This window comes from Actinopolyspora lacussalsi, assembly GCA_030803735.1.
Taxonomy (GTDB): Bacteria; Actinomycetota; Actinomycetes; order Mycobacteriales; family Pseudonocardiaceae; genus Actinopolyspora; species Actinopolyspora lacussalsi.
The window spans coordinates 396,343-417,165 of sequence record JAURUC010000001.1 but is presented as its reverse complement, the minus strand read 5'-3'; the positions used below and the strand labels follow the sequence as shown (position 1 = coordinate 417,165).

Annotated in this window: 17 protein-coding genes and 1 pseudogene; 3 read left to right on the top strand and 15 right to left on the bottom strand. The window is 67.5% G+C overall.

Features of this window, described 5'->3' with window-relative positions:
- Positions 1 to 71: 71 nt before the first annotated feature.
- Together J2S53_RS01860 and J2S53_RS01855 are read right to left on the bottom strand one after the other, a co-directional pair.
- Positions 72 to 1,313 (bottom strand): cytochrome P450 family protein, encoded by a 1,242-nt coding sequence (locus J2S53_RS01860; protein WP_456239478.1) that lies wholly within the window; start codon positions 1,311 to 1,313, stop codon positions 72 to 74.
- Positions 1,314 to 1,529: 216 nt separating this feature from the next.
- Positions 1,530 to 1,877 (bottom strand): annotated as a pseudogene (locus J2S53_RS01855) (DNA polymerase III subunit alpha); the annotation flags it as partial.
- 102 nt (positions 1,878 to 1,979) lie between these two features.
- Between J2S53_RS01855 and J2S53_RS01850 the strand changes: the two are divergent.
- Positions 1,980 to 2,978 carry an AsnC family protein gene (locus J2S53_RS01850; protein WP_456239477.1) on the top strand — a complete coding sequence of 333 codons (999 nt, stop codon included), beginning with the start codon at positions 1,980 to 1,982 and terminating at the stop codon, positions 2,976 to 2,978.
- Positions 2,979 to 3,046: 68 nt separating this feature from the next.
- Here J2S53_RS01850 and J2S53_RS01845 read toward each other — a convergent pair whose 3' ends face one another.
- Positions 3,047 to 3,979: an RluA family pseudouridine synthase gene (locus J2S53_RS01845; protein WP_456239476.1), complete on the bottom strand. Its 933-nt coding sequence runs from the start codon at positions 3,977 to 3,979 to the stop codon at positions 3,047 to 3,049.
- The gene (gene lspA / locus J2S53_RS01840) at positions 3,976 to 4,710 is read right to left on the bottom strand and encodes a signal peptidase II (protein ID WP_456239475.1); all 735 of its coding nucleotides are present in this window, start codon (positions 4,708 to 4,710) and stop codon (positions 3,976 to 3,978) included. Before lspA ends, J2S53_RS01845 begins: the two co-directional genes overlap by 4 nt.
- A 221-nt stretch (positions 4,711 to 4,931) precedes the next feature.
- On the opposite strand from lspA, the gene gndA reads away from it, so the two are divergent.
- Entirely contained in the window at positions 4,932 to 6,365 is a 1,434-nt protein-coding gene (gene gndA / locus J2S53_RS01835) for an NADP-dependent phosphogluconate dehydrogenase (protein WP_456239474.1), read from the top strand.
- 87 nt (positions 6,366 to 6,452) lie between these two features.
- On the opposite strand, the gene ileS is transcribed toward gndA, so the two are convergent.
- The 8 genes from ileS to ftsZ all read right to left on the bottom strand — a co-directional run bounded on the left by ileS (position 6,453) and on the right by ftsZ (position 15,672).
- Positions 6,453 to 9,644 carry an isoleucine--tRNA ligase gene (gene ileS, locus J2S53_RS01830; protein ID WP_456239473.1) on the bottom strand — a complete coding sequence of 1,064 codons (3,192 nt, stop codon included), beginning with the start codon at positions 9,642 to 9,644 and terminating at the stop codon, positions 6,453 to 6,455.
- A 427-nt stretch (positions 9,645 to 10,071) separates the two neighbouring features.
- Positions 10,072 to 10,620 carry a hypothetical protein gene (locus J2S53_RS01825; protein WP_456239472.1) on the bottom strand — a complete coding sequence of 183 codons (549 nt, stop codon included), beginning with the start codon at positions 10,618 to 10,620 and terminating at the stop codon, positions 10,072 to 10,074.
- A gap of 93 nt (positions 10,621 to 10,713) precedes the next feature.
- Positions 10,714 to 11,583 (bottom strand): DivIVA-like cell division protein Wag31, encoded by an 870-nt coding sequence (gene wag31 / locus J2S53_RS01820; RefSeq protein WP_092977591.1) that lies wholly within the window; start codon positions 11,581 to 11,583, stop codon positions 10,714 to 10,716.
- A gap of 46 nt (positions 11,584 to 11,629) precedes the next feature.
- On the bottom strand, positions 11,630 to 11,914 hold the full coding sequence (locus J2S53_RS01815) for a YggT family protein (protein WP_175496697.1): 285 nt from the start codon (positions 11,912 to 11,914) through the stop codon (positions 11,630 to 11,632).
- A gap of 19 nt (positions 11,915 to 11,933) precedes the next feature.
- Positions 11,934 to 12,551: a cell division protein SepF gene (locus J2S53_RS01810; protein WP_456239471.1), complete on the bottom strand. Its 618-nt coding sequence runs from the start codon at positions 12,549 to 12,551 to the stop codon at positions 11,934 to 11,936.
- Positions 12,552 to 12,612: 61 nt separating this feature from the next.
- Complete coding sequence (locus J2S53_RS01805) at positions 12,613 to 13,347, bottom strand: YggS family pyridoxal phosphate-dependent enzyme (protein WP_456242672.1); 735 nt, start codon at positions 13,345 to 13,347, stop codon at positions 12,613 to 12,615.
- 8 nt (positions 13,348 to 13,355) lie between these two features.
- On the bottom strand, positions 13,356 to 14,075 hold the full coding sequence (gene pgeF / locus J2S53_RS01800; RefSeq protein WP_456239470.1) for a peptidoglycan editing factor PgeF: 720 nt from the start codon (positions 14,073 to 14,075) through the stop codon (positions 13,356 to 13,358).
- A gap of 106 nt (positions 14,076 to 14,181) precedes the next feature.
- The gene (ftsZ, locus tag J2S53_RS01795; RefSeq protein WP_456242671.1) at positions 14,182 to 15,672 is read right to left on the bottom strand and encodes a cell division protein FtsZ; all 1,491 of its coding nucleotides are present in this window, start codon (positions 15,670 to 15,672) and stop codon (positions 14,182 to 14,184) included.
- A 530-nt stretch (positions 15,673 to 16,202) separates the two neighbouring features.
- Here ftsZ and J2S53_RS01790 point away from each other — a divergent pair.
- Complete coding sequence (locus J2S53_RS01790; protein WP_456239469.1) at positions 16,203 to 16,886, top strand: spermidine synthase; 684 nt, start codon at positions 16,203 to 16,205, stop codon at positions 16,884 to 16,886.
- 168 nt (positions 16,887 to 17,054) lie between these two features.
- Here the strand turns inward: J2S53_RS01790 and J2S53_RS01785 are convergent, their stop codons facing one another.
- From J2S53_RS01785 to murG, 3 genes are all read right to left on the bottom strand, one after another.
- A complete protein-coding gene (locus J2S53_RS01785) occupies positions 17,055 to 17,705 on the bottom strand; it encodes a cell division protein FtsQ/DivIB (protein WP_456239468.1) in 651 nt (216 codons plus the stop codon).
- A 403-nt stretch (positions 17,706 to 18,108) separates the two neighbouring features.
- A complete protein-coding gene (murC, locus tag J2S53_RS01780; protein ID WP_456242670.1) occupies positions 18,109 to 19,491 on the bottom strand; it encodes a UDP-N-acetylmuramate--L-alanine ligase in 1,383 nt (460 codons plus the stop codon).
- A 110-nt stretch (positions 19,492 to 19,601) separates the two neighbouring features.
- A complete protein-coding gene (gene murG, locus J2S53_RS01775; protein WP_092977601.1) occupies positions 19,602 to 20,771 on the bottom strand; it encodes an undecaprenyldiphospho-muramoylpentapeptide beta-N-acetylglucosaminyltransferase in 1,170 nt (389 codons plus the stop codon).
- Between the last annotated feature and the right edge of the window lie 52 nt (positions 20,772 to 20,823).

Sequence of the window (20,823 nt, the reverse complement as noted above, 5' to 3'; positions counted from 1 at the left end):
CGCGACCGTAAGCGACGACGGAGGCCGTCCGGTTGGCAGAGCGACCCGACGACCCTGCCGGAAAACTCCGATCAGGAAAGCCGGACGGGCAACTGTTCCAGGCCACGCATCAACGTGCTGGGACGGTAGGACAGCTGTTCCTCCGACAGGGCCAGCTTCATGGCGGGAAAACGCTCGGTGAGCCGCCGAAGCGCGATCTGACCCTCCAGACGTGCCAACGGGGCTCCGACGCAGAAATGGATACCGTGCCCGAAAGCCAGGTGGCCGTTGGTGGCTCGGCCCTGGTCGAACCGATCCGGCGTGTCGAACTTCTCCGAGTCCCGGTTGGCCGATCCCAGTGCGACCAGCACCAGCTCTTCCGCTGGGATCTCCACATCTCCGACCGTCACCGGTTCCGTGGTATACCGGAAGGTCGCCAGATTCACGGGACCGTCGAACCGCAACGTCTCCTCGACCACCGACGCGGCCCGTTCCGGTTCGTCGCGCAGCAGCCGATACTGCTCCGGATCACGGAGCAACGCCAGTACACCGTTGCCGATGAGGTTGACCGTGGTCTCGTGTCCGGCGACCAGCAGCAGGAACACCATGGCGATCAGCTCCGCGCCACTGAGCCGATCCGCGTCATCACTGGCTTCGATCAGCGCCGTGAGCAGGTCGTCCATCGGGTTCCGACGTTTCTCCGCGACCAGTTCGAACAGGTACTCCGCCATGGCGGCGGCGGCCTGCTCCGCGGCTTGTGGATCCTGTCCGGAAACCACGGTGTTGGACCACTCGCGAAAATCGTCCCTGCGGTCCTCGGGGATTCCCAGCAGTTCGCAGATCACGCGGATGGGCAGGGGGAAGGCGAACTCGTCCAGCAGGTCGATACCGGCGTCACCGGCGTGCTCCGTCGCCGCCATCTCGTCGAGCAGTTCGCCGGTTATCTGCTCTATCCTCGGGCGCAACGCCTCGACACGACGGGCGGTGAACGCCTTGACCACCAGCTTGCGCAGTCGCGTGTGATCGGGCGGATCCATGTTGAGCATGTGGGCCTGGACGGATTCCGAGATGTCGGCCCGCTGGGCGCCCCGCTCGACCTCGCGCTCCGTTATCCGCCCAATACCACGGTAGTCCTTGCTGAGCCTGGGGTCGGTCAGCGCGGCTTTGGCATCGGCGTAGCGGGTCACCAGCCATACCGGCAGCCCGGTCACGGTGACCACTCTCCTGGTGGGGTCGGATTCCCGCATCCACGCGTAATGCACGTGGGGGTCCTGCAGGAACTCGTCGTCGAGCACCGATACGGAGTCATGTGGACACTGCTGGGACGAAGTCATGACAGCCCTTCGCGGTAGACACCGGTCCGCCCACAGTTAACACCGTTAATGGCGGAGCTGTCACTACGATCAACGGATTGCCCGAACCATTTTCACCAGCACGAAGTAATCAACCCGCTGGAATCGCACGGGCGAGCTCTCCCGAATCGGACGATTCGGCTTTCCCGTACGAAACGAGGACCACGAGGACTTTCGCGCCCCGATGGGGCCACCCAATCAGGTCAGGGACTCGAAACAACCGGCTCCCAACAGCCCCTTGAGCTCACCCTGCAAGCCGTTGTCGGTGTTGACGAAGAACTCACTGGAAAGAGCGAGTCTGGTCTCGCCGCGATTGCCCTGCAACTTGACCTGCACCGGCACCTCACCGGAGTGGGCACGCAGCGTGCGCTTGAGCTCGTTGACCATGCTCCGGTCCACCTCGGACGCGTTGAGCCGCGGCACGAACGGAGGACTGCTGCCGGGGTCGGTCTCGGCAGCCGAGATATCCACCGGTACCGAGCCTCCAACCCTGATCGAGTCCGTTCGGCCGACATCGGACCGTCCCCGGCGTGTTCGCGAGCGGCCCACGGGCGCGCGGGAACGCCGGGGAATCGGTCCAACGGCATCCCGGGAACGGATCGACACCACGAAACACGACGCTCACCGGAGCGGGTAGCGTGACAAGACGTGGCTGCACCAGATCCCGTGGACGTCCGTCTGCTCAGCGCCGTCGCCGAGACGGGTCGCGCCGCGGTTCACGAACTCGCCGCCTACCTGAACATGGACGTGCGTGAGGTGGCCGCGAGGCTGGCCACGCTGTCCACCACCGGCTTGCCGCTGGTGGTCGGTGTGGAGTGCGACCCGAACGGGATCCGCAACGCGCTCGCGTCCGTCGGAGTCCAGCCGCAGAGCCAACCCGGCGGCGGTTACCAGACACCCCCCTCCGGGGCGGGCGCACCACCACCTCCGCAGCACTCGGGACCGCACAGCGGGGGCTACGCGGTCCACGGCGGCATGAGCGGCCCTCAGCAACCGCACGGCCCGTATCCGCCGATGGCTCCGCAGCCACCGCGCTCACCCGGCCAGGGACCACCACCGCCGCAACAGCAGCCGCCGCAGGGACCACAGCAGCCCTACCCCACGACACCGGCACAACAACCACCCGCGACCCCCAACACGTGGGGGCCTCCCGGCTCCGCGGCGTGGCCCCGAAGCGAGCAGGACGCCGCGGGTGGTCCGACACCGCGACCACCCGCCGTCCCCAGAGCGGGCAAGGTCGGGAGCAAGCTGGACACGGTCGGCCCCAACGGTGAACCGGTGGAGGTACTGCTGGTCGAGGTGGTCGATCCCGCCGACTTCCTGTTTAGCGCCGCTGGGCACACCCTGGAGGAGGGGCAGCGGGCGATCGTGGTGCACATCGAGCTGACCAACCGCGGCACCACCGTGTTCGACTCGCCACCGGACCAGCACCTGCTGCTGGTGGCTCGGGACGGCTCGACCGTGTCCAGGTCCTCGGTGGCGCTCTCCTCCCGTCCACCGCACAGCTCCGGCGTCTCGCCCGGGGAAACGGGTGGCGGGCACAGCGTGTTCGTGTTGCCGGAGGAAACCGAACTGCGCAGCGTCGAGTGGTCACCGCACGCTGATCCGGGACCGCACTCGCTGGTCTGGGACATCAGCGACCTCTGAGCGGCGGATGACGAACCTTCCGCACCGGCTCGGGACCGCCGACAGTACGGCGTGGCCCCTGGAGTGGCTCAGTGGTCCTGTTCCCGCAGTTGCTCCAACGCTTCACTCAGATCCGCCGGGTAATCGCTGTCGAAAGTCACCCGATCGCCGTAACCTGGGTGCTCGAAGGACAGCGAGTACGCGTGCAACCACTGTCTGGTGAGGCCGAGCCGCCGTGCGAGCGTCGGATCGGCGCCGTAGGTCAGATCACCGACGCAGGGATGGCGCACTGCCGAGAAGTGCACCCTTATCTGGTGGGTGCGACCGGTCTCGAGCTTCACGTCCACCAGCGAGGCCGCCCGGAACGCCTCCACCGTCTCGTAGTGGGTGACGCTGGGCTTACCGTCGGTGACCACGGCGAACTTGTGATCGACCCTGGGGTGGCGATCTATGGGCGCGTCGATCGTGCCTCGACTCGGATCGGGGTGCCCCTGCACCAGAGCGTGGTAGTGCTTGTCCACCGTGCGCTCCTTGAACGCACGCTTCAACGCGGAGTAGGCACGTTCCGACTTCGCCAGCGCCATGACTCCCGTGGTGCCCGCGTCGAGGCGGTGTACCACTCCCTGCCGTTCCGGGGGGCCGGAGACGGCGAGATTGACTCCCGCCGCGGCCAGCCCGCCGAGCACGGTCGGCCCCTCCCAGCCGGGGCTGGGGTGAACCGCCACTCCTATGGGCTTGTTGACCACCACGATGTCGTCGTCCTCGTGCACGATCGTCAGCCCCTCCACGGGAACCGCGACGATCTCGGGAGGCGTTTCCTCGCCGGGAAGCCGCACCTCGAGCCACGAACCGGCCAGCAGCCGGTCCGACTTACCGGCGGGCGCGCCGTCCAACTCGACGTCTCCGGACGTGGTCAGCGCCACGACGGTGTTGCGCGACACACCCAGCAGCTTGGCCAGCCCGGAGTCCACCCGCATACCGTCGAGCCCGTCGGGCACGGGCAGTGTGCGCAACTCGCTCACGAGCTTCCCTCATCGTCGTCACGTCGCTGTTCCTCGGCCGAGCCCGGCGAAGCCCTACCCCGTTCGGTAGAGCGATCGTCCGCGGCCTCGCCTCGCTCGCCCTCGGCAGGGTGATCACCGCTGTCGCCGGTGGTGGTCCGTTCCGCCCCCCGCCGATGCACGGTTCCGTCGTAGTCGTAACCCAGCAGTGCCAGCAGTACGATCAGCACTCCACCACACACGATGCCGGAGTCGGCCAGGTTGAACACCGGCCAGACGCTTCCGTCCGGGGCGAACACGGACAGGAAGTCGATCACGTGACCGCGCAGCGGCGCGGGCTCCCGGAATATCCGGTCGACGAGATTGCCGCAGGCACCTCCCAGCACCAGGCCGATACCCACCGCCCAACCGGTGGAACGGAGCTTCGGGGCGAACCAGACTATGCCGCCGATCACCACGATCGCCAGCAGCGCCAGCAGCCAGGTCAGACCGGTGCCGATGTTGAACGCGGCTCCCGGATTGCGGAAGAGCACCAAGTACAGGGCCCCGCCGAACAGCTTGACCGGCTCTCGGTCCTCCAGCTCGGCCACCGCCAATGACTTGGTGATCGCGTCCGCCCCGATCAGGACCACGGCGATCCCGAACAGCAGCACCAACAATCGGGGGCGCGGCGGACCACGACGTTCGGCGGCCGAGCCGGGCGCCGAACGTGCGGAACCGGAGGGGTCGGTCGTGTGGTGCTCATCGCTCACTCCCCCATTGTCCCTGACCGGACGGGACGGGATGCAGCCAGGCCGGGACAGCGGTGTGCTTTGGTACCCGACCGCGAAGCGATGGTTCGCGGCGAACACCACGCTGCGAAAACCGCGGCTGTGCGCTAGTCATGCCCTTGGAACACGGGACCAACTGAGGATGTTGCCCGAGCGGACACCCCGGTTCGCGTCGCGGATCGGGACATCGGATCGGAGCGCGGATGAGCGACAAGGCGAACATCGGGGTCACGGGCCTGGCCGTCATGGGCAGGAACCTGGCCCGCAATCTCGCCCGCAACGGGCATCGGGTAGCCGTGCACAACCGTCATCGGGAACGCACCGACGAGTTGATCAGCCGGTTCGGAGACGAGGGAAATTTCCTGGCCACCGGGTCGCTGCGGGAACTCGTCGACACATTGGAACGCCCCCGTCGCCTGGTGATCATGGTCAAGGCCGGCGCTCCCACCGACGCGGTGATCGACGAGCTCGTGCCGATGCTGGACTCGGGAGACGTCCTCGTCGACGCCGGGAACGCCAACTTCACCGACACCCGACGTCGGGAAGCGGCACTGATCGACCGGGGAGTGCACTTCGTCGGGGCAGGCGTGTCCGGTGGTGAGGAGGGGGCGCTGCACGGTCCCAGCATCATGCCGGGAGGCTCGACCGACGCCTACCGTGAGCTGGAGCCCATCCTGCGCTCGATCGCCGCCAACGTGGACGGTACGCCGTGCGTCACCCACGTGGGGGCGGACGGGGCGGGTCACTTCGTCAAAATGGTGCACAACGGCATCGAGTACGCCGACATGCAGCTAATCGCGGAGACCTACGACCTGCTGCGCAAGATTCTGGGTCGGGAACCCGCCGAGATCGCCGAAACGTTCCGCCGGTTCAACACCGGCCGGTTGAACTCCTACCTGATCGAGATCACCGCCGAGGTGCTCGGTCACGTGGACAACCGCACCTCCCGGCCGTTCGTCGACGTGGTGCTGGACCAGGCCGAGCAGAAGGGCACCGGCCGCTGGACCGTACAGAACGCCCTGGAACTGGCCAGCCCGGTGACCGGGATAGCCGAAGCGGTGTTCGCGCGCTCGATCTCCGGACAGCCGCGGCTACGAGCGGACGCGGCCGGGCTCCCCGGCCCCTCGGCGGAACCCGTGGTCGACGATCCCGAGCGATTCGTCGCCGATGTGGAACGCGCCCTGTACGCCTCCAAGATCATCGCCTACGCCCAGGGCTTCGACCAGATCCGGGCGGGCAGCGAGACCTACGAGTGGAACATCGACCTCGGCGCCATCGCCACGATCTGGCGGGGCGGCTGCATCATCAGGGCGGAATTCCTGGACCGCATCCGAGCGGCCTACGACCAGACCTACGAACCGGCCGGTCTGCTCGCCGACGACGACTTCCGCGAGGCGCTCGGCGAGGCCCAGGACTCGTGGCGCCGTGTGGTCGCCACCGCCACGGCGGCCGGAGTGCCGGTCCCCGGGATCTCGACGGCGTTGGCCTACTACGACACCGTTCGGGCCCAGCGGTTGCCCGCCGCGCTGATCCAGGGCCAGCGGGACTACTTCGGAGCGCACACCTACCGTCGGACCGATCGCGAGGGGGTTTTCCACACCGAGTGGTCGGCCGATCGCTCCGAGCACGAGGTCTGATCGGCGAATCCCGCCGAGTCGCCGAGTGGCGGGGCCTTCGGAAAGGTCCCGCCACTCGGCCCCGCACGATCGGAACGGCGCGTTCGGTCAGGACTTGACCACCGAAACCGCGATCTCGGTGTCGGCGTCGCCGACAGTACCGACCAGCGCCCCGTCACCCGCCGTCTCGACGGACTCGATCTCGTCGGCCAACGTCTCACCGGCGACGAACGAGCGGTGTTCCGCCACGGCCGCACGTACCGGCTCGGGGGCGGCGATCGTTGCCACGATCCGGTCCGACACGACCAACCCGGCCTCACGCCTGGCCTGCTGCACCACCCTGACGACGTCCCGGGCCAATCCCTCGGTGGCGAGCTGGGTCGTCACCTCGGTGTCCAGCACCACCAGTCCGTCACCGCTCGGCAGCGCGGTGGCCGCACCGGGGTCGGTCGAGACCAGGTGTTCGGAGAACTCCTCCGGGTGGAGTTCGATCCCGGCAGCCAGCACACCGCCCTGCGAGGTACGGGTCCACTCACCGGATTTGACCGCTTTGATCGCCTTCTGCACATCGCCACCGAGTCGCGGTCCCGCCACCCGGGCGTTGACCGAGACCTCGAAGTGGCCGTGCGCGGCTACATCGGAGGTCAGCTCGACATTCTTGACATTGACCTCGTCCCGCACGAGCTCGACGAACGGGAGCAGTGACTCCGAGCGCGGCAACGCCACGACCAACCGGCGCAACGGCAACCGGACACGAAGTTTGTTCGACTTGCGCAACCCGAGCGCGGCCGAGCACACCTGACGAACGCTGTCCATGGCGGATACCAGCTCGGTGTCAGCGGGAAGTTCCTCGGCCTCCGGCCAGTCCGCCAGGTGAACCGAACGCCCGCCGGTCAGTCCGCGCCAGACCGCCTCGGCGGTCAACGGCAACAGCGGTGCGACCACTCGGCAGGTGATCTCGAGAACTGTGTGCAACGTGTCGATGGCGTCCCGGTCGCCCGCCCAGAAACGGTCACGCGACCGCCGGACGTACCAGTTGGTCAGCACCTCCAGGAAGTCCCGGACCGCCGCGCAGGCGCCGGAGAGGTCGAACGCGTCCATCGCCTCCCGGGTGTTGTCGACGAGCTCGCGCGTCTTGGCGAGCACGTAGCGGTCGAGCACGTGCCCGCTGTCGGTGCGCCAGGCCCCCTCGACGTTCTCCGCGTTGGCGTAGAGCGCGAGGAAGTACCAGGAGTTCCACAGCGGCAGCACCGCCTGCCGGACCGCGTCCCGGATTCCCTTCTCGGTGACGACGAGATCCCCACCGCGCAGGATCGGGCTGGACATCAGGAACCAGCGCATCGCGTCGGACCCGTCACGCTCGAAGACCTCGCGCACGTCCGGGTAGTTGCGCTTGGACTTGGACATCTTGAGCCCGTCGTGACCGAGCACGATCCCGTGCGCGAGCACGTGTGCGAACGCGGGCCTGTCGAACAGCGCGGTGGCGAGCACGTGCAGGGTGTAGAACCAGCCGCGGGTCTGCCCGCTGTACTCCACGATGAAGTCGCCCGGGTAGTGGTGCTCGAACCACTCCGCGTTCTCGAACGGGTAGTGCACCTGCGCGAAGGGCATGGCCCCCGACTCGAACCAGCAGTCCAGCACGTCCGGAACCCGACGCATGGTGGCCCCGCCGGTGGGGTCGTCCGGGTTCGGACGGGTCAGCAGGTCGATGTTCGGACGGTGGAGATCGGTGGGACGCACACCGAAGTCGGCCTCCAGCTCGTCGAGCGAGCCGTACACGTCCGTACGGGGGTACTCCGGGTCGTCGGAGACCCACACCGGGATCGGGGAGCCCCAGTAGCGGTTGCGGGAGATGTTCCAGTCCCGCGCGTTCTCCAGCCACTTGCCGAACTGGCCGTCCCTGATGTGCTCGGGCACCCAGTCGATCCGCTGGTTGAGCTCCACCATCCGGTCGCGGAACCGGGTGACCTCGACGAACCAGGAGGACACCGCACGCTGGATCAGCGCGTTGTCACAGCGCCAGCAGTGCGGATAGGGGTGGTCGTAGGTCTCGTGACGCAGCAACGATCCCGCGGCTTTGAGATCCCTGATGATCGCCTTGTTCGCCTCGAAGACCTGCTGCCCCTCGTAGGGCGGGACCTCCGAGGTGAACCTGCCGTGCTCGTCGACCGGCACCACGGGCTCGATCCCGGCCGCATCGGTGACCGCCTTGTCCTCCTCACCGAAGGCGGGGGCGATGTGCACCAGCCCGGTGCCGTCGTCGGTGGTGACGTAGTCGGCGGCCAGGACGCGGTGCGCGTTCTGCCTGCCCGTGAAGAAGTCGAACGGCGGCTCGTACCGGGTACCCAGCAGCTCACTACCGCTGAATCGGGCGACGACGTGCTCGGCAGCGTCCTCGCCGAGCTCCCTGGTGTAGGCATCCAGCCGGTCGGCGGCCAGGACGTAGGAGTGCTCGCCGTCGGCGGGCCGCACCAGCACGTACTCGATCTCGGGATGCACCGCCGCGGCGAGGTTGGAGGGCAGCGTCCAGGGGGTGGTGGTCCAAACCAGGGCCAGCGCACCGTCGAAGACGGCCCCCGGCGCGTCCAGCCGCATCCCGACGGTGACCGCGGGGTCCTGCCGCTGCCGGTAGACGTCGTCCATGCGCGTCTCGGTGTTGGACAGCGGGGTCTCGCAGCGCCAGCAGTACCAGAGCACCCGGAAACCGCTGTAGACCAACCCCTTGTCCCAGAGGGTCCTGAAGGCCCACATGACGCTTTCCATGTAGTCGAGATCCAGCGTCTTGTAGTCGTTGGAGAAGTCCACCCAACGCGCCTGCCGAGTGACGTAGTCCTGCCATTCGTCGGTGTAGTTCAGCACCGAGCTACGACAGGCCTCGTTGAACTCGGCGACACCCATCGACTCGATCTCGGACTTGGCGCTGATGCCGAGCTGCTTCTCGGCCTCGACCTCGGCGGGCAGACCGTGGCAGTCCCAACCGAACCTGCGCTCGACACGGTAGCCGCGCATGGTCTTGTACCGCGGCACCACGTCCTTGGCATACCCGGTGAGCAGGTGCCCGTAGTGCGGCAGACCGTTCGCGAACGGCGGTCCGTCGTAGAACACGAACTCGTTCGAACCGTTGTGCCCGGATCCACGGTTGGCGACGCTGGCGCGGAAGGTGTCGTCCCGTGTCCAGAAGTCCAGAACCTCGTGCTCGATCGTGGGAAAGGACGGCTGCGCGGCCACCGCGTCGGTGGAGCGCGCGGCTTCGGGACTCTCGGAACTCGCGCCGTTGAACGGTACCTTCGGATAAGCCATCGCGGATGCGCTCCTCGCGAGTGTGTCGTGTGGTTAAGCCGCACGAGCATCGGACGGTGATGCTCGGGCAGGGACGACACTGCGAGCTCGCTGCGGGACAACGCACGCTCGCGTACCGCGGTACCACCCCGCTTGCCACGTGGCCGGAAGACGGCACGTGACCTCTCGTTCACGGCTGTTACGGGCCTGCCCGTCCGGTTCTACTGAGAAACGAACACCACGTGCTCGCATCCGTTCTTCCGGAGGCTCCCCGGTGATGGCCGGATCAACGCCGTTGGGTCCAGCATAGCGGTTGCATGCCAGTCGATCATCGCAGGGCGCGATGCGCACCCGCTTACCGGTTTTCGGAAGCGTTTCGACGGGCCACCGGAGCGCCGGCACGCGACTGCCTCCCGAGCACGGTGCGGGCCACGACGTGCCACCGGCTTCAGGCGCTCGACCGTTCCAGTCGGGCCACCGATGTGTCGGGGCAGCAGACCGCACAGGGGGTGAAGCCGAGCTCACGCGCCTCCCCCACGGGCAGCGGCATGGTGGCTCGTTCACCGACCCACGAGCAAGTGTCGAGATGGTAGCGAGGTCGCTCGTCGATCACGAGCACCTCGGCGTCCGACTCGCACACCAACAGCACGTCAGCGGCGTCGGTTCGCTGCTCGGACGGCTCGGTGTCCGGATCCGGCTCGACGGCTTCCGTGGGCGGGACAACCGCGTCGTCCCCGGCCGTCGTACCGATCCCGTCCGGGAGGGCTTCTGATTCGGCTACCGGATCGGATGCGGCGCCGTCCGCGACGGCGTGTGCCGAATGCCGGGGAGCGGAGACGCCCCGTTTCCTGTCACGGGCACGGGACCAGAACAGCAGGACGGCGGCCACCGCGCACAGCAGCACCGAGAGCCAGGCCCACTGGGCCGAGCCCGCGGCCACCGCGAACACCAGGACACCCGCGGCCACCAGGAGGAGAAGCAGCACTGTCAACAGCACGAGCACTCACGCTTTCAGCTGGATCCGAGGACCGTACGTCCCGGGTCAACGAGCCGGGTGACACGTCGAAACGCGCCACCCGCTCCGAAAACCTCAGCCCGCTTCCGCGGCACGTGCCCCGAAGTTGTAGCTGCCACTCTGCTGCCCCGAGGAGTTCGACCTGCTGTTGTTGGAGTTCTCCGCCGGAGCGGCCGAACCGCGATCCTGCAGTTCACGTAGCTGCGATTCCAGGTAGGTCTGCAGCCGGGAGCGGTACTCCCGCTCGAAGGTGCGTAGTGTTTCGATCTTCTTCTCGAGCGCGTTCTTCTCCTGCGTGATGTTGCCCATCACTTCGGCGTGCTTGTGCTGCGCGTCCCGCTCCAGGCCCGCGGCCTTCTCACGCGCCTGGCGTTCCAGGGTCTCGGCTCGGCTGCGCGCGTCGTTGAGCATCGTTTCGGCTCGGCTGCGCGCGTCGTTGACCATGCTGTCGGCCTTGGTCCGTGCGTCCGAGAGCAACTGTTCGGACTTGGTACGCGCCTCGGAGAGCATCCCGTCGGACTCGGTCTTTGCCTCACCGGTCAGCCGGTCGGCCATCTCCTGCGCCAGGCCGAGCACCTTGGCGGCCTGCACGTGCTGGTCGCCGCCCGGCGAGGTCTGCTCGGAAGCGGCTGTGGGCGGGGGGACGGGTTGCAGTCTGCGGGGCTCCTCGGAAGCGGCCGCGGAGCTCGACGGACCAGCGGCGGCGCCCGAATCGGCCGGGGCGGGCTGACTCCGCGCCTCGTCGAGATCGGACTGGGCCGACTGCAGCTGGGACTCCAGCTGCTCGACCTGGTTCCGCAAGTCCCCGTTCTCCTCCACGAGCCGCGCGAGCTCGGCTTCGACGAGATCGAGGAAGGCATCCACCTCGTCCTCGTTGTAACCCCGTTTTCCGATGGGAGGTTTGCTGAACGCCACGTTATGGACGTCGGCGGGGGTCAAACCCACAAGATCACCTCACGCACTCCTCGGCTGCGAGTCACCGGGTTCCCCGTTACCCGGGTTGAACCAGTCGCATCAAGATGTACACGACCAGCAGCAGCACCATAATGGACAAGTCCAGCCCGACGTTGCCGATTCGGACCGTCGGGATCACCCGACGCAGCAAGCGTACGGGTGGATCGGTCACTGTGTAGATGGTCTCCAGTGCGATCGCAACCCCGCCACCGGGTCTCCAGTCGCGGGCGAACGCACGAACGAGCTCCACCACGATACGCGCTATGAGCAGCAGCCAGAAAAAGAACAGCAGATAGTAAAGAACGATCAGGGCCGGTTCCACAACTCAACTCTGCCACCACTCACCCGTAATTGAAAAAGGCCCCCTCGGCGAGGCGGCGTTTGTCCTCGGCCGCCACGTCGACGTTGGGGGGTGAGAGCAGGAACACACGGCTGGTCACCTTCTCGATGGAACCACGCATCGCGAAGGCCAGACCAGCGGCGAAGTCCACCAGCCGCTTGGCGTCGGCCTCGTCCATCTCGGTCAGGTTCATGATCACCGGTGTGCCGTCACGGTACTGCTCCCCGATGGTCCGCGCCTCACTGTAACTGCGCGGATGCAAGGTTGTGATCTTGCTCAAACTGTAGTGGCTACCCGTGTCGGTCACCGCGCGCAACCGTGGAGTCTGTTCCAGGTTGGGATCCACCGCCAACGAACCGCGCACCGGACTCTCGGCTCCCCACTGCCTCCGAGTACGCGTGACGCGGGAGCGTGGCTCACTGTCATGGTCGTCCTCTTGATCATCGTCCTGGCCGCCACCGCGTGTGCCGAGGTATCGGCGCGAAGCGAGCGTCCTGTCCTCCGACGAGTCGTACTCGTCGTAGTCCGGAGCGTATCCGTCGGGCGCTTCGTCGTACTCGTCGACTTCTTCGGCCGGGACCATGCCGAAGTACGCCTTAAGCTTGTGTAGCTTACTCATCGGCAAGCCCCTTCCTCCGCGAAAAGTACAGCGACGGCAGGCCTTCGATCCGCTTGGCGGGTCACGGCGAGACTAACGGGCGCCCCCCGAGCAACGCCGTTCCGACACGCACTCGGGTCGAACCGTGGGCTATCGCACTCTCCAGATCACCACTCATTCCTGCCGACACCTCCCGAGCTTCGGAGAAGTCCCGCCGAAGCCGCTCGGAAATTCCCGAAAGGGTGGCAAACGCCACATCCGGATCCTCGTTCAGCGGGGCGACAGCCATAACGCCGCAGAGTCGAATCTCACACATTCGTGTAATCATCTCCGCCAGCTCAGGGACCTCTTCCGGTGTGCAACCACCCCGATCCGTACGCTGCTCCAGGTTGACCTGAAGTAGTGCGTCCAACGGCTCGGAACGCTCACCCGATTCGAGAGCACCGCCCACGGCACGTTGCAACGCCTCGACCAGACGTCGGCTGTCCACCGACTCCACCACGTCGGCCCAACGCACCACCGATCGCGCCTTGTTGCGTTGCAGCTGACCGACCATATGCCAACGCACGCGGGAGTGCGGGCGCAACCGGTGGAACTCGCGGACCTTCGGCGCGGCCTCCTGGTCCCGGTTCTCGGCGAGATCGGTCACACCGAGGTCAGCCAGCAGTGCCGCGTCCGAGGCCGGAAACGTCTTGGTCACCGCGGACAACCCGACTTCCCCGGAGGATCTTCCCGCGTTCACGCAAGCCCGCTCGATGCGTTCCCTGACCTTGGCCAGCGACTCGGCTATCCCGGCCTTGCGGGCGTGTTCGGCCATCTCGTCGCTCACTGCCGCTCCTCCGGCTCGGACCAGACCACCGCGGCGATCCTTCCCGTGCTTCCCGAATCACGCCGGTGGCTGAACAGTTCCGGGCTCTCCAGCGTGCAGCGCGGGTCCTGTCCGACCCGCGCGATGCCGGCGGCGGCGAGCTGCTCCCACAGGCCGGCTCGCAGGTCCAGTGCGGGAGTGCCGCCACGCGTCTTCGTGGCGCTGCCGGGCAACTGCCGTTCCACCTCGTCACGCATCTCGGCGGGGACCTCGTAGCACCCACCGCACGCGGCGGGGCCGAGCAGTGCCTCGACCCGATCGATCCGTGCTCCGGCCTCGACCATCCGTCGCAGCGCGCTGACGAGCACACCGACACGTGCTCCCACGCGCCCGGCGTGCACCGCGGCAACGACACCGCTGATCGGATCACCGAGCAGGACGGGTACGCAGTCGGCCGTCAGCACGACCAGCGGCAGCCGCGGAACGGCGGTGATCAACGCGTCGGCTCCCTCCACGGGTTCCGCACGTGGACCGTCCACCACGGCCGCGGTTCTGCCGTGGATCTGTTCCATCCAGACGAAACGTTGTTCGGCTATCCCGATGCCGGCGGCGAGCTTTCCCCGGTTCGCGGCCAGGTGCTCCGGATCGTCGCCGACACGTCCCCCCAGGTTGAACGAGTCGAACGGCGGTTTCGAATAACCACCTTCACGAGTCGTGACAACACGACGGATCCGCACGATGCGCCCTCCCGCGAGTGCTTGCGAACATGCCACGGCGCGTCCGGTTCGACGACACCGACACCGTGCATTGTCCCGCACTCCCCGAACGGGCGAACGGGTCGTGTCACCTACGCATGAACGGCGGAATATCCACCTCGTCGTCGTTGTCGTCGTCGTTCTGGTTCCTGGAGCGTCCCAGCAACGAACCGCCGAACCCGCTCCCGGAGCCCGGATAGCCGCCAGCGGGCCTGGCAGGCACAGTGCCGGACTGCTGCTCACCACCGATGGTCGAGCCGTCCGTACCGACAGCGCCGCCGAGTCCCTGCTGTGGCTGACGCTGTTCCCCGGTTTCGTGGTTCGGAGTCCTCCCCTGCTCGGGGGAGACCGCCTCCTGGGACGAGCCCGCGGCCGGGGGGGTCGTGCTCTCCGCCTCGGTCTGTTGGGACGACGGGTCGTAGTGCCTGATCGGTGTGGTGCCGGTGTTCCCCTCGGGCTGACCGGTCGAGTGGGGCGCCGATGCGGTGGGCACGCTCTCCGGGGCGGCCGGAGTCTCACGGTTGGCGGGCTCGGCCTGCCCCTCGACCACCTGGCCCGCTGTCACAGGTGCCTCCGGATCGCCCTCCTCGGTGGAACCGACCTTGTCGGGGTCCAGTTTCTTGTGCGTCGGTGCCCCGGCGTCGAAACCGGCCGCGATCACGGTGACCCGCACCTCGTCGCCCAGTGAGTCGTCGATGACCGTACCGAAGATGATGTTGGCCTCGGGATGGGCGGACTCCTGCACCAACGAAGCCGATTCGTTGATCTCGAACAGTCCGAGATCCGAACCACCCGCTATGGCGAGCAGCACACCGTGCGCGCCTTCCATACTGGCTTCCAGCAACGGTGAGTTGATCGCCTTCTGCGCCGCCTCCACCGCTCTGCCCTCACCCCGTGCGGAGCCGATACCCATCAGGGCACTCCCCGCCCCGGACATGACGCTCTTGACGTCGGCGAAGTCGAGGTTGATCAGCCCCGGTGTGGTGATCAGGTCGGTGATCCCCTGCACACCGGAGAGCAGCACCTCGTCCGCCGAGCGGAAGGCGTCCATCAGGCTCACGCCGATGTCGCCGAGCTGCAACAACCGATCGTTCGGAATGACGATCAGGGTGTCGCACTCGTCACGCAGATCCTTTATGCCCTGCTCGGCCTGGTTGGCTCTGCGCTTGCCCTCGAACGAGAAGGGACGGGTGACGACACCGATGGTCAACGCCCCCAACTTGCGGGCCACCGAGGCGATCACCGGAGCACCACCGGTACCGGTGCCACCTCCCTCGCCCGCGGTGACGAAGACCATGTCGGCGCCCTTGAGCACCTCCTCGATCTCGTCCTTGTGGTCATCGGCGGCCTGGTAACCGACATCGGGAGCGGCTCCCGCTCCCAAACCGCGCGTCAGCTCACGGCCGATGTCGAGCTTGACGTCGGCATCCGACATCAGGAGGGCCTGCGCGTCGGTGTTCACCGCGATGAACTCGACACCCTTGAGCCCGACCTCGATCATCCGATTCACGGCGTTTACACCGCCGCCACCGATGCCGACGACTTTAATCACCGCTAGGTAGTTGTGCGGGGGCGTCATCGTCATCCGCCTTCCTGGTCGTGGCTGAAGCGCTCGCTGTGGGTGGACCGTGACAGGTCTCGGTCGTGGACGCCGTCCGGCGTCCGGTGTGGTGTGTGACTACGTGGCCGACTCGTCGTCAACCCGCAGTGATCGGACGTTATGCACCGTGGACGGCAGGAGTCCAGCAGCCACGCCGATTACCGCCGCACGTGTGTCATCGACTCACCGGCCGTGACCACGGACACCCGCACGACGCCCGGAAAGCTCCGCGCCCCACACCACGAAACCTCGAGTACACCCGACCCGTCGGCTTGTCACGATCACGGTCCACACCGTACCGCGAACGAATCCGCGAGTCGTGGTGTCCATGACGGCTGATCCGGGACTCACACGGACCTTCGGACGGTGGACCTCGTCAACGATATTGTGTGCGGCCGGGTGAGGAAAAGCGGGGCGGGCCAACAGGGTCGAATGCTCGCACGACCGCCGATCCGCACCGAGCGCGAAGCAACGCGGAGCCGAGGCACCCGACGAGAGGCGTGGAACGAGTGTCCGTCGAACGAGTGGCCACGGTGGAGTCGCCCCGGGGCGAGGTCGTACTGCTGCGGCGCGCTGACGGCACGCTCGAACTACGGGTCAACGGGGTGTTCGTGATGGACACCGCCCACACCGAGAGCGAGCGCCTGCTGGCGCGAACGGCGCTGGAGTCGTTGCCCGCCTCGGGAACCGAGGAGTCCCGGCACGGAGCGCGAGTGCTGGTCGGCGGACTCGGGCTCGGGTACACCCTGCACGAGGTACTGGCCGACCCGTTCGTGCGCGAGGTTACCGTCGCGGAACTGGAACCGGCGGTCATAGACTGGTACCGGAGCGGCCTGGTTCCCGAGCTGGCCGACGATCGTTCGGATGAGCGGATACACCTGTGCGCCTCGGACGTCACCGCGGTCCTGGCCGAACGCACGAGTGGTTCCCTGGAACTGATACTGCTCGATGTGGACAACGGCCCCGGTTATCTCGTGCACGACGCCAACGAGACGGTGTACGAACAGGACTTCCTGGCCAACTGCCACAGCGGACTCGCGGCGGGCGGCGTGGTGGCGATCTGGTCCGCGGCTCACTCCGAGGAGCTGGAAACGACCATGCGGGAAGTCTTCGACACGGTACGGCGGCACCCGATTCCGGTCACGCTGGGCTCACTGCGCACGGAGTACCACCTCTACCTCGGGACCCGTTGAAACCTTCGGGGCGAAGACGACGAGTCCGGCGGCCTCACCCCTGGCGCCCCGGACGGCTCGCAGCACGAAACGCGGTGCACCCGCCGGGAAACGAAAGCCCCACCGGAAAATCCGGGCCAGGACCGGAGACGGCGGGCTACCGAGTCACCGAACGCGCCGGAGCTCGGTTCAAGAAACGGTGGGCAGCTCCGGACTGGTCACGTCGTATACCTCACCGGGTCGGCCGAGCAGCACGGGCAGAATAGCCGCCTTTCGTTCGGACTCACCCGTGCCGCCCCATTCGACGGCACGTCCCCGCGTCAGTGACATACGCACCCGCGGGGCTCCCGCCCCGGTCTCGACACTTACGGCTCTCACCTGGTCCAGCGTCTTTCCGTCCAGCGCGGTCACAGCGGTCACAGCCGCCATCCGCACTCGCTTCGTCCGCTGTTCCGGGCCGAGCCGGAGCTCGGGCAGATCGCTCGGGCGCTCGGTGACCGTGGCGAAACCGACCCCCTCGTCATCGACCAGCCGGAACCCCTCCGAGGCCCCGGTGTACATCACCGGTCGCCGTTCCTCGACGTCGATGACCACCGTGGCGGGCAGTGACAACCGGACGGTGGTCGAATCGATCCTGGAAATACCGTTCACGCGCCGCAGCACCCCGGAACGGTCCACTCGAACCATCGGCGTACCGTGCTCGATCGCCGCCACCTGCCGCACCCTGGACGAGTCGAGCACCCGGGTTCCCTCGATCCGCACGGAACGCACACCCAGCACCGGCGTGAAAAAGACCACCACCACACCGATGGTCAGCAGGGCGAGCGACCCCAGCGTCACCCATCCCCGAACTCCCACACCGGAGGACTCGGTACCGGATCCACTGCCTCGCCGATCTCTCGAGGTGGCGCGACCGCGCTGACGCGTCCGTGTCGTTCCGGAATCCGCCATGACGACCCCACGATCTCCGTCCGGTGGTGCTTTTCGTTCGGAATCCATAGCAGAACTCGCTCGCGTGCTCGGGGAGCGGCCCGCACACGTCGGTCGATCGGGCGAGATGAGATGCCGGGGATCCGGTGGAACGCTGTTGAATCGGTTCTCTCGCGCTCTCGCTGGACGGAACCTCTCGCGGGCTCCCGGCGACAGGCTGTTCCCGTTCCGGGGGACGCACCTCCCATGAACGTGCGAACCGCCGGTCCCCGGGCCCGTTCGACCCGGGGACCGGGTGTGCCGGTCGGCGGCCTCAGTTCTCCGGCGGCACCGGGTCGGCGGCACCGTCACGACTGTCGATCTCGGTCAGAATCTCCGGTCCCAGCATGGTGACGTCGCCCGCACCCATGGTCAGCACGATGTCACCGGGACGTGCCAATTCCGCCGTCAGGGGCGCTACCTCGGTGATCGAGGGCTCGTAGTGCACCCGTTCGGGGGGCAACGGCACCGCATCGGCGATCAGTCGGCCGGAAACCCCCGGCTGCGGCTGCTCACGGGCGCCGTACACGTCGAGCACCACCACTTCGTCGGCCTCGGCCAGCGCCGCACCGAACTCGTCGGCGAACGCGGCGGTACGGGAGAACAGGTGCGGTTGAAAGGCGACGACGATCCTGCCGGAATCCACTTCGGTACGAGCGGCGCGCAGCTGGGCCCGGACCTCGGTGGGATGGTGCGCGTAGTCGTCGTAAACCCGCACACCGTCGGCTCTCCCCTTGAACTCGAAACGACGCCGAACCCCGCCGAACGCGGCCAGGCCGTCCAGCAACTCGCCGGTGTCGGCCCCGAGTTCGATCCCCGCCAGCAGCGCGGCGACCGCGTTCGCCGCCATGTGCTCCCCGGGGACCGACACGTACAGTTCCACGGCACCGCTTCCGCCCAGGAGCAGTTCCGTCGAACCACCACCGTGCCGCGGTGCGTAGGAGACGATGCGGGCGTCGTCCGCCCCTTCCACGGCAGTGCCGTAACGGCGTACTCGCACCCCCGCGCGTTCGGCTCGGTCGGCCAGCGCGGCGGCGCCCGGATCGTCGGTTCCGGCGATGAGCACCCCGCCCGGCTCGATCCGCTCCACGAACTTCTCGAACACCTCGACGTAGGCCTCGGTGGTTCCGTGGTGGTCGAGATGGTCCGGCTCCACGTTGGTGACCACCGCCACCGAGGGGGAGAACACCAGGAAGGAACCGTCGCTCTCGTCCGCCTCCGCGACGAACAGCCCGCCCTCGCCGTGGTGCGCGTTCGCCCCGGAGTCGTTGAGATCACCGCCGATGGCGAACGACGGGTCGAGTCTGCAGTGCTGCAGCGCCACCGTGAGCATGGAGGTGGTGGAGGTCTTGCCGTGCGTCCCGGTCACACATGCCACCCGGTGATCCCGCATCAGCGCGGCCAGTGCCTCGGCACGGCCGAGCACCGGGACACCTCGGCGACGTGCCTCGGCCAGCTCCGGGTTCTCGGCCTCGATGGCCGTGGAGATCACCACGGCGCTCGGCCCCGATTCGAGTTGGTCCAGGTTCGGACTGTCGTGTCCGATCGCGACGGCGGCCCCCTGGGTACGCAGCGCGAGCACGGTTCTCGAATCGCGGGCATCCGAGCCCGACACCTTCCTCCCCCGGGCCAGCAGGATGCGGGCGATACCACTCATCCCCGCCCCGCCGATGCCGATCAGATGCACCCGGGACAGCAGATCGTCGGTGGTGGCGGGAGAACCCTCCGAAAGTGTCTCCCGCGACTGCCTGCCATCCTCATCGTCGTTCACGCCCCGGCCACCTCCAGCGTGGTCTCGGCCAGCACCCGGTCCGCTTCGCGATGCCCAGTACTCAGCGTCGCGCGGTTCATTCGTGCCAGCCCTTCGGAATCACCTGCCAACGGCAGTATCTCATCGATGACACGCTGCGGTGTCAGTTCCGCGTCGGAAATCAGTTTCGCGCCCCCAGCGGTGACCACGGGTTGCGCGTTGAGGGCCTGCTCACCGTTGCCGTGCGGTAGCGGCACGAACACGGCGGGGAGCCCCACCGCGGACACCTCGGCCACCGTCATCGCACCCGAGCGGCACACCACCAGATCGGCCGCCGCGTACGCCAGATCCATCCGCTCCAGGTAGGGCACCGGCACGTAGGGCGGCGCTCCGGGAAGCTCCCGCACCGCCACCGTGTTCTTGGGCCCGTGTGCGTGCAGCACACCGATACCGGCCCTGCCCAACTCGTCGGAGGCCCCCGAGAACGCGGTGTTGAGTGTCTGAGCACCCTGCGAACCACCGAAGACCAGGACGGTCGGCGCGTCGGGACGCAGCCCGTAGTGCGCGCGGGCCTGGGCGCGCAGCGAGGCACGGTCCAAAGTGGTTATCGACTCGCGCAGTGGTATTCCGATGGTGCGCGCACCGGGTAAGCCACTGTCCGGCACGGCCGCCAGCACTTCCCTGGCGAAGCGGGCTCCCACCTTGTTGGACAGCCCGGCTCGCGCGTTCGCCTCGTGAACGACGATCGGAACTCGGCCACGGGCTCCCAGATAGGCGGAGAGGGAGACATAGCCGCCGAAACCGACGACCACGTCGGCGCCCACTCGTTCCAGCACCTCGCGGGTACGGCGTACCGAATCGCGGACCTTCGAGGGCATCCTGAGCAGCTCGGGACTGGCCTTGCGCGGCATCGGCACCGGTGGAACCAGTTCCAACGGGTAGCCGCGTGCGGGCACGATGTCGGTCTCCAGTCCGCGTTCCGTACCGAGAGCCACCACACTGGCGTCCGGACGCAGCCTGCGGACCGCGTCGGCCAACGCCATCGCGGGCTCGATGTGGCCTGCTGTGCCACCACCCGCCACGACGACCGTGGGGCCCCGACGTCGCGGCGAACCGGCGCCGGTCTCCCCCGCGGGAGACGGTGCTCCACCTCGACCGCTGGGGTCACCCGGTTGCTGCGTGTTCAACGAAGTCCTCCTTGGTTTCTGGATCGCGCACCGCTGGGCCGGGTGGCGATTC

What these genes read in the sequence shown, in the direction of transcription:
- J2S53_RS01860 (WP_456239478.1), bottom strand. Translation starts at nt 1,313, where the DNA reads ATGACTTCGTCCCAGCAGTGTCCACATGACTCCGTATCGGTGCTCGAC.
- gndA (WP_456239474.1), top strand. Translation starts at nt 4,932, where the DNA reads ATGAGCGACAAGGCGAACATCGGGGTCACGGGCCTGGCCGTCATGGGC.
- ileS (WP_456239473.1), bottom strand. Translation starts at nt 9,644, where the DNA reads ATGGCTTATCCGAAGGTACCGTTCAACGGCGCGAGTTCCGAGAGTCCC.
- ftsZ (WP_456242671.1), bottom strand. Translation starts at nt 15,672, where the DNA reads ATGACGCCCCCGCACAACTACCTAGCGGTGATTAAAGTCGTCGGCATC.
- J2S53_RS01805 (WP_456242672.1), bottom strand. Translation starts at nt 13,347, where the DNA reads ATGGCCGAACACGCCCGCAAGGCCGGGATAGCCGAGTCGCTGGCCAAG.
- murC (WP_456242670.1), bottom strand. Translation starts at nt 19,491, where the DNA reads ATGAGTGGTATCGCCCGCATCCTGCTGGCCCGGGGGAGGAAGGTGTCG.
- J2S53_RS01810 (WP_456239471.1), bottom strand. Translation starts at nt 12,551, where the DNA reads ATGAGTAAGCTACACAAGCTTAAGGCGTACTTCGGCATGGTCCCGGCC.